Raw genomic sequence first — 12,048 nt, 5'->3', positions numbered from 1 at the left:
ACGGGCAGGGAGACAGGCGATGCGTGACGCAGCGGGGTTTCAAACCATTCTGGCGCCGGCCGACGGGCGGGTGGTGGCGGTGCGGCAACTGCATGATGCAGTGGCGATCGATCACGCGCTCGATCGCGCGGTCGCGGCGCAACCCGCGTGGCGGGAAACCGCCCTGTCCGAGCGGATGGCGATCTGCACCCGCTTCATCGCCGCGTTCCAGGAAAAATCCGACGCGATCGCCGCCGAAATCACCGCCCAGATGGGGCGGCCGATCGCTCAGGCCCCGGGCGAAATCAACGGCCTCGCCGACCGCGCCCGCACCATGATCAACCTGGCGCCCGCCGCCCTGGCACCGCTGCGGCCAACCCCGATCGCCGGGTTCGAACGGTTCATCCGGCGCGAGCCGCTCGGGGTGGTCTATGTCATCGGCGCATGGAACTACCCGTATCTCATCACGGTCAACAGCGTGATTCCGGCGTTGCTGGCGGGCAATGTGGTGGTGCTGAAACAGGCCCCGCAAACCCTGCTGTGCGCCGAGCGCTTCGCCGAGGCGTTCGCCGCGGCCGGCCTGCCCGAAGGCGTGTTCCAGTTCCTGCATCTGACCAACCACGACGCCGAATCGGTGGTGCGGGACAAACGGGTCGATTTCGTCGCCTTCACCGGATCGGTCGCAACCGGTCATCGGGTGGTCCGCGCGGCGGCCGACCGATTCGCAGGCGTCGGCCTCGAGCTGGGGGGCAAGGACCCGGCCTATGTGCGGCACGATGCCGTGCTTGACCACGCGGTGGCCAATCTGGTCGATGGCGCGTTCTTCAATTCCGGCCAATCCTGCTGCGCGATCGAACGGATCTATGTCGATGCGGCGATCTACCAGCCCTTCGTCGACCGTTTCGTGGCGGCGACAAATCAGTACCGCCTCGGCGACCCGGCCGATCCAGCGACCACGCTGGGTCCCATGGTCAACGCCGCCGCCGCCGATTTCGTGCGCGGCCAGATCAAGGCCGCGATCGGGCAGGGGGCGCGGGCATTGATCGACGAGGCGGCATTTCCCGCCAGCGCCGCCGGCACTGCCTATCTGGCGCCGCAGGTTCTGGTCGATGTCGATCACACGATGGATGTGATGCGCCGCGAGAGCTTCGGCCCGGTGGTCGGGATCATGAAAACCCCGACCGATCAGGCGGCGATCGATCTGATGAACGATTCCCCCTACGGCCTGACCGCCTCGATCTGGACGCAGGACAGCGCGCAAGCGCTGCGGATCGGCGATGCGCTGCAAACCGGCACGGTGTTCATGAACCGCTGCGACTATCTCGATCCCACGCTGGCCTGGGTCGGCACCAAGGACTCAGGACGCGGCTGCACCCTGTCCTCGATCGGGTTCGAACACCTGACACGGCCAAAATCGTTTCATTTCCGTTCCGTGACCTGATCCGACGAGAGCAAGGCCCCTGGCTTCGACTGCCGCCGGCGCGTCACCCTCGGACGATCCGGCTCAAACCTTCAGAATGAGCTTGCCGAAATTCTCGCCGGTGAACAATTTCTGCAACGTGTCCGGAAAAGTCTCCAGCCCGTCGACAATATCCTCCCGGCTCTTCAACCGTCCCGCCGCCAGCCACCCGGCCATCGCCTGCGCGCCTTCGGCATAGCGTTCGGCATAATCGAACACGATCATGCCCTGCATCCGCGCCCGGTTCACCAGCAGCGCGAGGTAGTTCGACGGGCCTTTGACCGGGGTCGTATTGTTATATTGCGAAATCGCGCCGCAGATCACGATGCGCGCGCGCAGATTGATCTGGGCCAGGCAATCATCGAGGATCTGCCCGCCGACATTATCGAAATAGACATCGATGCCCTTGGGGCAGGTCTCGCGCAGCCTGGCCGGCACCGGTTCGGATTTATAGTCGATCGCGGCGTCGAACCCCAGCTCATCAACGATATAGCGGCATTTCGCGGCGCCACCGGCAAGGCCGACCACATGGCAACCCTTGATCTTGGCGATCTGACCGACCAGCGCGCCAACCGCGCCGGCGGCGGCGGAAACCACCACCGTCTCGCCCGGCTTCGGCTCGCCCACCGCGAGCAGCCCGAAATAGGCGGTCATGCCCGGCATGCCCAGCGCCGAGAGAAACAGCGGCTTGGGCGCCAGACCGGCATCGACCTTCACGCAATCCTTCGCCGCCAGAGTCGCGACACTCTGCACCCCGAGCGCGCCGGTGACGACATCGCCGGGCGAAAACCCCGCCGCCCTGCTCTCGACCACGGTGCCGAGCGCCCCGGCCCGCATCACCTCACCGATACCGACCGGCTTGATGTAGGACCTGCCCTCGTTCATCCAGCCGCGCATCGCCGGATCGAGCGAGATATACTCCACCGCAACCATAATCTCGCCCGCCTCGGGCGCACGCGCCGGATCGACGCGGAACGTGAAATCCTCGCGCCTGACAGGCCCGACCGGACGATGGGCAAGGCGAAACTGCCGGTTCTGATGATCTGTCATCTTATCTGTCATCGCTTCTCTCCCTGATATTACGTATAGGGTAGGTCCGACGACGCCAAGGATCAAGCCCGATGGCGGTGACCGCCCGCGACGCCGCACCTCAGGATTACGCATGGATCGCGCCAATACTGCGCGCGACCTGGGGCGGGTCGCATATGGCGGTTGGAGGTGCGCTGGTCGATCTCATGTCGCTCGCCGCGCTGGTCGTCCCTGAAATCGGCGTTCTGACCTATCGGACGCGTGGCGATGATGTCGAAATCGTTTCACTGACCGCATCACCATCCGGCACTGGTATCGGCTCCGCATTGGTCGAGGCGCTCGCGGTTCGCGCCATAGCGGAGCGTCGCGTGGCGATCCTGGCCACCACGACCAATGACAATCTGGCCGCGCTCGGATTTTACCAGCGGCGCGGATTTGTAGTTCACGCCATTGATATCGAAGCGGTTGCCGCTGCCCGCATCCTAAAACCGGAGATCCCCCTCATCGCCGCCAACCGCATCCCGATCCGCGATGAGATCGTGTTGCGACGAGATCTCAGAGTGAAACCGTTTCCTCACCCAGAGACCCACCCCAAAGGGTGAACGACCTCGCATCGTCATCTTCCGGTTGGATCGACCATGCCGCACCCTTGATGGGCGCGCGTAAACTTGTGATGAACGCGCCGGGGTTAACCGGAGGAGTCTGCAATGCCGACCGATGCGAAGCGATTGATCGAATATTACTACGCCGCGTTCAACGCCGGTCAGGCGCAGGCAATGCTCGATCTGCTGACACAAGGGGTCGTGCATGAAATCAACCAGGGCGCGCGCGAGGTCGGACGTGACAAATTCGCCGCCTTCCTCGACCATATGAACATCGCCTACCGCGAACGCCTCACCGACATCGTGGTGATGACGAATGCGGACGGCACCCGCGCCGCCGCCGAATTCATCGTCCACGGCGAGTATCTGCGCACCGATCCCGGCCTGCCCGAAGCCCGCGGCCAGCGCTACGTCCTCGCCGCCGGCGCCTTCTTCGAAATCCACAACGGGCTGATCGCGCGCGTCACCAATTACTACAATCTCGCGGAATGGCTGAAACAGATCAGCAAACCATGACGACACCGAAACTCGACACCGCCCGGCTTCACCTCACCCCGGTCAGTCTCGACGACGCCCCCTTCGTCCAGGCCGAATTCCCGCATTGGGAGATCGTGCGGTTTTTGAATGCCCGGGTGCCGTGGCCGTATCCAGATGATGGGGCGTTGGTGTTTTATCGGGATGTGTTGTTGCCGAACATCGCGGCGGGGCGGGAGATGACCTGGTCGATCCGGTTGCGGGATGCGGGGGCGACGCGGGTCGGGGTGGTGACGATCGCGGTGCCGCCGGCCGAGGATAACCGGGGGTTCTGGATTGCGCGGGCGCATCAGGGCCAGGGTTATGCTAGTGAGGCGGCGGATGCGGTGACCGGGTTTTACTTCGATGAACTGGACCAGGCGGAACTCCGGGTCTCCAAGGCGGTCGACAATGCGGCATCCCGCGCGGTCTCGGCGCGGCAGGGCATGCGCGTGGTGTGGACCGGCGAGCGTGATTACGTCTCCGGACGTCACAGGACCGAGACCTGGGCGATCACGCGCGATGAATGGCGGGCCCACCGATCGTCATGAATTTGTAAAAATCCAGATTCTGTCACCAGAGTTTCATTAGGTGCGACGCGGTATGATCGCGTAACGAGCGCGCATGACAGCAGCAGCCGCGATCACACGCTATCGCAGCGTGTTCATTTCAGACACTCATCTCGGCACGCGAGGCTGCCGGGCTGATTTTCTGGCTGATTTTTTAAGGCGCAACACCGCCGATCATATCTATCTGGTCGGTGACATCATCGATGGGTGGCGGCTCAAGCGCGGCTGGTACTGGGATGGTCATCACGACGAAATCCTGACCTCGATCCTGCGCCACGCCCGCAACGGCGCGAAAATCACCTATGTCCCCGGCAATCACGACGAAGTGGTCCGCCGCTTCCTGCCCCTCGGACTCGAAATGGCCGGCGTAACCTTCCAGGCCGAGGCGGAGCACATCACCGCCGCGGGTGTGCGGCTTCTGGTCACCCATGGCGACCAGTTCGACTCGGTGGTGTGCTACGCCAAAACCCTGGCGCTGCTGGGTGACTGGGCCTATACGGCGGCGCTGGTCCTGAACCGGTATTTCAATCTGGCGCGGTCATCTCTCGGTTATCCTTACTGGTCGCTGTCGGCGTATTTGAAGCGGCAGGTGAAGGAGGCGGTCAAGGCGATCGATCGGTTCGAGACGGCGCTGGCGGCCGATGCGCGGGCGCGCGGCTTCGATGGGGTGGTGTGCGGGCATATCCATCACCCCGAAATGCGCATGGTCGATGACATCCTCTATATCAACGACGGCGACTGGGTCGAAAGCTGCACCGCGCTGGTCGAGCATTGGGATGGGCGGCTCGAGTTGCTGGATTGGGCGGCACTCAACAAATTGTCGTTCCTGGCACCGCGCAAGGCGGCGCCGCGCGAGGCGGGGGCGATGCAGACCGCGCGGGATGCGGCGGCCGCGTATATTACTTTGGATGCGGCGCCTGCCTGACACCTCACGCATCATGATCGTCACCGATGCGTGGCACGCGCAGGTGAACGGGGTGGTGCGGACGCTGTCGATGCTGAGCGCGCAGTTGGAAACGCTCGGACAGCGGGTGCTGGTGGTCGGGCCGGACCGGTTCCGGACCTTGCCGTGTCCAAGCTACCCCGAGGTGCGGCTTTCGGTACTGCCGCGCCGCCGGATGGCACGGCTGTTCGACGAATTCGCGCCGGATGCGCTGCATATCGCGACCGAGGGGCCGTTGGGCATTGCGGCCTCGCGCCTGGCGCGGCGGGCGGGGTGGCAGTTCACCACGGCCTATCACACCCGTTTTCCAGATTATCTGGCGGCGCGGATCGCCCTGCCGCAGCAACTCGCCTATGCGTGGCTGCGCCGGTTTCATGGGCGCGGTTCGGGCACCATGGTGGCGACGCGCTCGCTGGCGGCCGAATTGCGCGCGCATGGCTTCGCCAACACGCTGCTATGGTCGCGCGGCGTGGACGCGGCGCAGTTTCACCCCGCGCGGGCGGCGCCGCTGGCCTATGAACGGCCGATCTTCCTCTCGGTCGGGCGGCTGGCGGTCGAGAAGAATCTGGCGGCGTTTCTGGATCTGGACCTGCCCGGCACAAGGCTGGTGGTTGGGGACGGGCCGGAACGCGCACGGCTGGAGCAGCGGTATGGCGGGAGCCGCACAGTGTTCCTCGGCGCATTGCAGGGCGTTGCGCTGGCGCGGCTGTTCGCGAGTTCGGATGTGTTCGTGTTTCCGAGCCGGACCGACACGTTCGGCCTCGTGGTCCTCGAGGCACTGGCCTCGGGGACGCCGGTGGCAGCCTTCCCGGTGTGCGGGCCGCGCGACATCATCGGCGGGGCGGTGCCGCCGGTCGGCGTGCTCGATGAGGATTTGCGCGCGGCGGCGCTGCGGGCGCTGACGATCGACCGGGCGGAATGCCGCCGGTTCGCCGAGCGGTTTTCCTGGGAGGCCTGCGCCACCCTGTTCATGCAGAATTTGGTGCCGGTAAGACCGCCCTGATCGCCCTCAAAGGCCGAAGCCCTTGAGGACAAAAAGTTTTTTGGTTCTTTTTTACAAAAAAGAACCGCTTGCTCGCCTTAGTTTAAGCCCGCACAGCCTTGGCCGCCTCGACGATGACGGTAAAACCGGCCGGATCATCGAACGCCATGGCCGACAGCACCTTGCGATCGAGCTCGATATTCGCGGTCTTCAGCGCGGCGATGAACTGGCTATAGGTCAGCCCGTGTTCGCGCACCGCGGCATTGATACGCTGGATCCAGAGGGCGCGGAACTCACGCTTTTTAACCCGCCGATCGCGATACGCATATTGGAGCGATTTTTCGAGCCGCTCGAGCGCGATTCGATAGCTGGTCGACGAACGGCCAACGAACCCCTTCGACTGTTTGAGGACTTTCTTGTGCCGTGCGTGGGTGGTTACACCCCGTTTCACTCTTGCCATGATGCGTTTTCCTTAACCGAGACCGTAGGGAGCCCATTGCTTGACGGTTTTGCCGTCCTGCTCGGGCAGCGCCATCGTGCCACGATTGGTGCGCTTCATTTTGGTTGAACGATTGATCAGACCGTGGCGCTTCATGCCATGGCCGCACAGGACTTTGCCAGTCGCGGTAATCTTGAACCGCTTCTTGACCGACGATTTGGTCTTCAGTTTCGGCATTTTCATCTCCTTCAACTCCATGCCCGCGACATAGCATCGCAGGTGCGCGGCGTGCGGCCGGGCATGCCAAAACGCCCGGGCTCGCGACAGGATCGCGCTGGAGACCGGCCTATAAGCACAAGTGTCCGCCGATGCAACCGCCCCAACGCCCCTACGCGAGAAGTCCGATGCACGCCTCAGGCGTTGCGCCACGACACCAGCCCGCTCACGCCCGCAGCCCGCTCACGCTCGCAGATTGAATGCCGCCAGCGCCGCGAGGTCGCGCGCGCCCCAGCCCTCCCGCACCGCGTCATGGGCCTGACTCCGCACCGCCTCGGCCAGGGGCAGATCGAATCCGGCCTCGCGCCCAACCTCGTCGATCAACCGCAGATCCTTCTCCGCCGCCTCCAGCGAAAAACCAACGACCGCCGCCTCATCGCCCGCCATCTCCGCCACGATCGCCGCCCGCCGCAGCCCGATCGCCGGCGCCCCACCCGGGCTGGCGCCGATGATCGCAACCAGCCGGTCCGGCGCGATATCGAAATCGCGGGTGATCAGCGCCGCCTCGCCGAGCGCCTGGAACGCCGCCAGCAGCGGCAGGTTGATCGCCAGTTTCATCGCCGCCGCCGCCGCGGGCGTCGTGAACCGCTCGATCCGGTCGCATAACACCTCAAGCACCGGCACCGCCCGCTCGATCGCATCCTCATCCCCGCCGACCAGGCCGAGCAGCCTCCCCGACCGCGCCGGCCCAATCGTGCCCCCCACCGGGCACGCCACGAACGCCCCGCCGCGCGCCTGCACCGCCTCGGCATTCGCCTGCATGTCGGCCGGCTTCAACGTGCTCATATCGATGATCAGGGTCGCCTCCAGATCCGCGGCAAGCACGCCGTCCTGCTCATCATAGACCGCACGCGCCGCCGCCTCGTCGAGCAGCATCACGATCACCACATCCGACTCCGTCGCCACATCGGCCGGCGTGGCGCCAACCACCAGACCCTCGATCGCCGCGGCCCGCGCCACCGTCCGATTCCAGCCCTGAACCTGATACCCTTGCTCGAGCAACCGCGCCGCCATCGCAGCGCCCATCCGCCCCAGGCCAATCATGCCGATACGCATCATGTGCTCCTCTTCATCGCCCCCTCCGCCGCCCGGCATGGCACCGGCGCGCGCCGCTCTCAGCGCAGCGTGCGGTCGGGAGCAATCAGGCGGATCTTGTCGCGCACCGGCGCCTCGGCCACTTCGGAACCGCGCGCGCCCGCTACGCTATTGGCGGCATAGATCGTGCCCCCGCCAGGCTGCTGGTCGTAAATAAACCCATAGGTCGGATAGGTCGCGCCGAATCGCCCGCCCCCGATCGAAACCTGCACTTCGGACCAGTTGTTATTCGGCGACACATCGATCACCGGCACATCGCGGCTAACCTGATCCGGCACCCAATTGGCCTGATCGACCAGAACTTCGCGGCTGTTGATCACCTGCGCGACCACGGCGACATGACCGAGCGGAATACGCGCGCTGGAGCGGAAATTCAGCACGGCACCGGGTTCCGGCCGCTCGCCCCGGTCATACCGTCCGGCCGCCTCGGCCCACCACAGAAACGCATCCCCCGTAAGGTCGATATGCGACACATCCCGCGCATACGGAACGCACCACAGGTAATCGGCGCGGCGGATATAGCGGTGCAGCATCCGGTGCGCGGCATAACCATGACGGTAATCCGGCCGGCGCGGCTCGATCCGATGATAGACGGCATGATGATAGAATGCCGCGTGATCGAGCGCGGTCCGCATCTCCGGGCGCCGGATCAGGCGTTGCACCGCGGGATGAACAACGACGTGACGAACCAGCGCGTGATGAATGATCGTGTGATGAACGACATGATGAACCGTGTACCGGACCGCCGCGATATGCCCGCCGACCACAGGCTTGCGGACCGGCTCGACGTGGTGGGTGGGCAGACGCCGATGTTTATGCGTCGAACTGGCATGGCTGACATGTGAGAACCCGAATACGGCCGAGAGACACCCCAGAATCCTGACCATGCCATTGATGCCTGTTCCGGTCTGCCTCATGCCCCAATCATCCTTCAATCACCCTGTCGTCGTGTCACTAACCAGCAAAACATCGTCCAAACAAGCCATTAAACCGTAACATTCCGCCCCGACATCAACAAGCTCGCCACATCGAACCCCCCGACTCCGGGGCAGGAGTTACGTTCGTATTGCATTCCTGTTAAGGGGGCACTGCGAATTTTGCAATCCTCGATCCTGGCAAAAATATCACGCTCCTAAAAATTCTTCACCGCGCCGGGCGCGATCACCGGAAATTATGATCAATTTCCTAAATTCCGATTAACCCGGCGCATGAGAAGTCAAAAAAAATAATCACCGGCACGCGGTGATCATGATCTCCACCAGAATCCGCGGATCAGCCAGCTTCGCCTCAACACACGCGCGCGCCGGCGCGCCCCCCGCCGGCAACCACGCCGACCACACCGCGTTCATCGCCGCCCGATCCTCGATCGATTTCAGCCAGATCTGCGCCTGCAACAGACGAGTGTTGTCCGTGCCATGCATCTCAAGCGCCGCGTCGATCTGCGCCAGAATATCCCGCGTCTGCGCCGTGACATCACCGCCCAGATCACCGGCGACAACCCCCTGCGTATAAACAAACCCATGATATTCCACGACTTTGGCAAGAATGTCAGTCGCTTCGGTGCGAATAATCCGGCTCATCCTGTGATCCTCCTGGTTGGCTCAGCGGCTTTATCGACCGCTCAGCCCCAAGCGCAACCCCCGATCGTGTCGATTGCGCTGGACAGAACCAATTTTTCCACCCTAATCTACAACCTAGACGCGATTAATTTCCAAAAAGGACAGGCGCGATTGTGGGAGATATTACGACGCGGCATCCGCAAATCCTCGGAGACCGAATTTCCGGAAGCGCCGCCCCGGTTCGCCCGCAAGGGCTTCGCCGAACGTGACCAGTTCGACCCCGGCGCAACCTCCCTCGCACCCGAGGCGCCGTTTTCCAGCACCGGCCCGCAAGGCCATCGCGGCCGCATGCGCGAAAAACTGCTCGATCGCGGCGCCGATGCCTTCGCCGACTACGAATTGCTCGAAATGCTCCTCTTCCTCGCCTTCAAAAAAGGCGACACCAAACCCCTGGCCAAATCCCTGATCAACCATTACGGCTCCTACGCCGATGTGCTGGCCGCCCCCCCGGAATCGCTCTTCGCGCAGCCCGGCATCGGCATCCACAGCGTCGCGGCAATCAAGCTCATCCACGCCTCCGCCCTGCGCCTCGCCCGCGCCGAGCTGGCCAACACGCCGGTCCTCAACAACTGGGACAAGCTGATCGACTACCTGACCATCGCCATGGCGCGCGAAACCAACGAACAATTCCGCGTCCTCTATCTCGACAACCGCAACCGCCTGATCGCCGACGAAATCGCCTCCCGCGGCACCGTCAACCACACCCAGGTCTACGTCCGCGAACTGGTCACCCGCGCCCTGCACAACCACGCGACCGCGCTCATCCTCGTCCATAACCATCCCAGCGGCGACCCCGCGCCCTCGCGCGACGACATCGAAATGACCAAGGAGGTCCAACGCGCCGTCGCCCTGCTCGACGTCACACTCCACGACCACATCATCATCGGCAAAGGCGCCTGGTTGAGTTTCCGCCGCGAGGGGCTGCTCCGCGCCGCATGAGCATCGCGCGGGTGCAAACCTTCTCATTCTCCGGCATCGAGGCCCTGCCGGTCGAGGTGCAAGTCCAGATCGCGCCCGGCCTGCCCGTGTTCCTGATCGTCGGACTGGCCGACAAAGCCGTGGGCGAATCGCGGGAACGGGTGCGCGCCGCCCTCACCGCCATGGGGCTGGCCCTGCCGCCGAAGCGCATTCTGGTCAATCTCGCCCCCGCCGACCTGCTCAAGGAAGGCAGCCATTTCGACCTGCCGATCGCGCTCGGCGTGCTCACCGCAATGGACATCCTGCCCGCCGAAGACATGCTGCGCTTCGCCGCCCTCGGTGAATTGTCGCTCGATGGCCGGCTGGCGCCAGTGGCCGGCATCCTCCCCGCCGCAATCGCCGCCGGCGCGCGCGGCCTCGGCCTGATCTGCCCCGAACAGCAAGGCGCCGAAGCCAGCTGGGCCGGTGACATCGGCGTCCTCGCCCCCGCCGATCTCCTGGCGCTGATCAATCATTTCAAGGGCGACTTCCCGCTCGCCGCCCCAACCCACGGCCCGGTCGAGCGAATCGAGGGCGGACCCGACCTCGCGGACGTCCGCGGCATGGCGGCAGCGCGCCGCGCGGTCGAAATCGCCGCCGCCGGCGGTCACAACGTCCTGATGGTCGGGCCGCCCGGCGGCGGCAAATCAATGCTGGCCGCCCGAATACCCGGCCTGCTGCCCGATCTCACCCCGCGTGAGGCGCTGGAAGTCAGCATGGTCCACAGCGTCGCGGGGTTGCTCAACGAAGGTCGCCTCGTCACCCGCCCGCCCTTTCGCGAACCCCATCACTCCGCCAGCATGGCCGCCATCGCCGGCGGCGGCAACCGCGCCAAGCCCGGCGAAATCTCGCTCGCCCACCGCGGCATCCTGTTCCTCGATGAATTCCCCGAATTCCCCCGCGCCGCCCTCGAAGCCCTGCGCCAACCGCTCGAATCCGGCCGCACCACCGTCGCGCGCGCCGCCGCCCACGTCACCTACCCCGCCCGGTTTCAACTCATCGCCGCCATGAACCCCTGCCGCTGCGGCTACCTGTTCGACCCCGCCCGCGCCTGCGGCCGCGCCCCCCGCTGCGGCGAGGATTACCAGGGCAAAATCAGCGGCCCCCTGATGGACCGGATCGACATCGTGATCGAAATGAACCCGGTCACGCCCGCCGAACTACTCCACGCGCCGATCGGCGAATCCACCGCAACCGTCGCCGCCCGCGTCACCGCCGCCCGCGCCCTCCAGACCACACGCTATAACGAAACAATCTCGAACAACGCCGAAGCCCCCGGCGATGCGATCGACCTGATGGCCGACGCCAAAATCTTCGTCGAACACGCCGCCGAAAAACTGCACCTCTCCGCCCGCGGCTTCACCCGCATCCTCCGGGTCGCCCGCAGCATCGCCGACCTCGACCACGCCCCCCTGGTCCGCCGCGCCGACATCGCCGAAGCCCTCGCCTACCGACACCGCCCCCCCGGCCGCAACCCACTCACCCAACCCCCGATCAAACTCGTCACCACCCGAGACGCCAGCTGACATTAAGGGCAGGGCAGGGGGAAGCAAGCCGTTCTTTTTTGCAAAAAAGAACCAAAAAAC

The 12,048-nt window shown here is 64.7% G+C and carries 14 protein-coding genes; 8 read left to right on the top strand and 6 right to left on the bottom strand.

Annotated features, from left to right (window positions below; all coding sequences use genetic code 11):
* The first annotated feature begins 19 nt into the window (after positions 1–19).
* Positions 20–1,420, top strand: coding sequence for an aldehyde dehydrogenase family protein (locus ACP5E6_RS10045; RefSeq protein WP_427954103.1), 1,401 nt, complete (start codon positions 20–22; stop codon positions 1,418–1,420).
* Positions 1,421–1,483: 63 nt separating this feature from the next.
* Here ACP5E6_RS10045 and ACP5E6_RS10040 read toward each other — a convergent pair whose 3' ends face one another.
* Positions 1,484–2,500: an NADP-dependent oxidoreductase gene (locus ACP5E6_RS10040; RefSeq protein ID WP_427954095.1), complete on the bottom strand. Its 1,017-nt coding sequence runs from the start codon at positions 2,498–2,500 to the stop codon at positions 1,484–1,486.
* Positions 2,501–2,559: 59 nt separating this feature from the next.
* On the opposite strand from ACP5E6_RS10040, the gene ACP5E6_RS10035 reads away from it, so the two are divergent.
* From ACP5E6_RS10035 to ACP5E6_RS10015, 5 genes are all read left to right on the top strand, one after another.
* Positions 2,560–3,069: a GNAT family N-acetyltransferase gene (locus ACP5E6_RS10035; protein WP_427954094.1), complete on the top strand. Its 510-nt coding sequence runs from the start codon at positions 2,560–2,562 to the stop codon at positions 3,067–3,069.
* A gap of 105 nt (positions 3,070–3,174) precedes the next feature.
* A complete protein-coding gene (locus ACP5E6_RS10030; RefSeq protein WP_427954093.1) occupies positions 3,175–3,585 on the top strand; it encodes a ketosteroid isomerase-related protein in 411 nt (136 codons plus the stop codon).
* Entirely contained in the window at positions 3,582–4,133 is a 552-nt protein-coding gene (locus ACP5E6_RS10025) for a GNAT family N-acetyltransferase (RefSeq protein WP_427954092.1), read from the top strand. The genes ACP5E6_RS10030 and ACP5E6_RS10025 overlap by 4 nt, the downstream gene beginning before the upstream one ends.
* 73 nt (positions 4,134–4,206) lie before the next feature.
* Entirely contained in the window at positions 4,207–5,076 is an 870-nt protein-coding gene (locus tag ACP5E6_RS10020; RefSeq protein WP_427954091.1) for a UDP-2,3-diacylglucosamine diphosphatase, read from the top strand.
* On the top strand, positions 5,060–6,097 hold the full coding sequence (locus tag ACP5E6_RS10015) for a glycosyltransferase family 4 protein (protein WP_427954090.1): 1,038 nt from the start codon (positions 5,060–5,062) through the stop codon (positions 6,095–6,097). Before ACP5E6_RS10020 ends, ACP5E6_RS10015 begins: the two co-directional genes overlap by 17 nt.
* Before the next feature lie 82 nt (positions 6,098–6,179).
* On the opposite strand, the gene rplT is transcribed toward ACP5E6_RS10015, so the two are convergent.
* The 5 genes from rplT to ACP5E6_RS09990 form a co-directional block, all read right to left on the bottom strand.
* A complete protein-coding gene (gene rplT / locus ACP5E6_RS10010; protein ID WP_427954089.1) occupies positions 6,180–6,536 on the bottom strand; it encodes a 50S ribosomal protein L20 in 357 nt (118 codons plus the stop codon).
* Positions 6,537–6,548: 12 nt separating this feature from the next.
* The gene (rpmI, locus tag ACP5E6_RS10005) at positions 6,549–6,752 is read right to left on the bottom strand and encodes a 50S ribosomal protein L35 (protein ID WP_427954088.1); all 204 of its coding nucleotides are present in this window, start codon (positions 6,750–6,752) and stop codon (positions 6,549–6,551) included.
* Between the two features lie 222 nt (positions 6,753–6,974).
* A complete protein-coding gene (locus ACP5E6_RS10000; protein ID WP_427954087.1) occupies positions 6,975–7,847 on the bottom strand; it encodes an NAD(P)-dependent oxidoreductase in 873 nt (290 codons plus the stop codon).
* Positions 7,848–7,906: 59 nt separating this feature from the next.
* Positions 7,907–8,803: a CHAP domain-containing protein gene (locus tag ACP5E6_RS09995; RefSeq protein WP_427954086.1), complete on the bottom strand. Its 897-nt coding sequence runs from the start codon at positions 8,801–8,803 to the stop codon at positions 7,907–7,909.
* Between the two features lie 312 nt (positions 8,804–9,115).
* Positions 9,116–9,466: a RidA family protein gene (locus tag ACP5E6_RS09990; RefSeq protein ID WP_427954085.1), complete on the bottom strand. Its 351-nt coding sequence runs from the start codon at positions 9,464–9,466 to the stop codon at positions 9,116–9,118.
* A 66-nt stretch (positions 9,467–9,532) separates the two neighbouring features.
* Between ACP5E6_RS09990 and radC the strand changes: the two genes are divergently transcribed.
* Both radC and ACP5E6_RS09980 read left to right on the top strand, forming a co-directional pair.
* On the top strand, positions 9,533–10,444 hold the full coding sequence (gene radC, locus ACP5E6_RS09985; protein WP_427954084.1) for a RadC family protein: 912 nt from the start codon (positions 9,533–9,535) through the stop codon (positions 10,442–10,444).
* Positions 10,441–11,988 (top strand): YifB family Mg chelatase-like AAA ATPase, encoded by a 1,548-nt coding sequence (locus tag ACP5E6_RS09980; protein WP_427954083.1) that lies wholly within the window; start codon positions 10,441–10,443, stop codon positions 11,986–11,988. Before radC ends, ACP5E6_RS09980 begins: the two co-directional genes overlap by 4 nt.
* Positions 11,989–12,048: the final 60 nt, after the last annotated feature.

This window comes from Acidiphilium sp., assembly GCF_049977125.1.
In the GTDB taxonomy this organism is placed as follows: Bacteria; Pseudomonadota; Alphaproteobacteria; order Acetobacterales; family Acetobacteraceae; genus Acidiphilium.
Note: the sequence above shows the minus strand (reverse complement) of the source record. Positions and strands in the feature narration are given on the sequence as shown.

Bases quoted from the DNA above. Each gene is read 5' to 3' on its own strand.
- ACP5E6_RS10030 (WP_427954093.1), top strand. From the start codon at position 3,175: ATGCCGACCGATGCGAAGCGATTGATCGAATATTACTACGCCGCGTTC.
- ACP5E6_RS10035 (WP_427954094.1), top strand. From the start codon at position 2,560: ATGGCGGTGACCGCCCGCGACGCCGCACCTCAGGATTACGCATGGATC.
- ACP5E6_RS10025 (WP_427954092.1), top strand. From the start codon at position 3,582: ATGACGACACCGAAACTCGACACCGCCCGGCTTCACCTCACCCCGGTC.
- ACP5E6_RS10045 (WP_427954103.1), top strand. From the start codon at position 20: ATGCGTGACGCAGCGGGGTTTCAAACCATTCTGGCGCCGGCCGACGGG.
- rpmI (WP_427954088.1), bottom strand. From the start codon at position 6,752: ATGCCGAAACTGAAGACCAAATCGTCGGTCAAGAAGCGGTTCAAGATT.
- ACP5E6_RS10040 (WP_427954095.1), bottom strand. From the start codon at position 2,500: ATGACAGATAAGATGACAGATCATCAGAACCGGCAGTTTCGCCTTGCC.
- ACP5E6_RS10000 (WP_427954087.1), bottom strand. From the start codon at position 7,847: ATGCGTATCGGCATGATTGGCCTGGGGCGGATGGGCGCTGCGATGGCG.
- rplT (WP_427954089.1), bottom strand. From the start codon at position 6,536: ATGGCAAGAGTGAAACGGGGTGTAACCACCCACGCACGGCACAAGAAA.
- ACP5E6_RS10015 (WP_427954090.1), top strand. From the start codon at position 5,060: ATGCGGCGCCTGCCTGACACCTCACGCATCATGATCGTCACCGATGCG.
- ACP5E6_RS10020 (WP_427954091.1), top strand. From the start codon at position 4,207: ATGACAGCAGCAGCCGCGATCACACGCTATCGCAGCGTGTTCATTTCA.
- ACP5E6_RS09995 (WP_427954086.1), bottom strand. From the start codon at position 8,803: ATGAGGCAGACCGGAACAGGCATCAATGGCATGGTCAGGATTCTGGGG.
- ACP5E6_RS09980 (WP_427954083.1), top strand. From the start codon at position 10,441: ATGAGCATCGCGCGGGTGCAAACCTTCTCATTCTCCGGCATCGAGGCC.
- ACP5E6_RS09990 (WP_427954085.1), bottom strand. From the start codon at position 9,466: ATGAGCCGGATTATTCGCACCGAAGCGACTGACATTCTTGCCAAAGTC.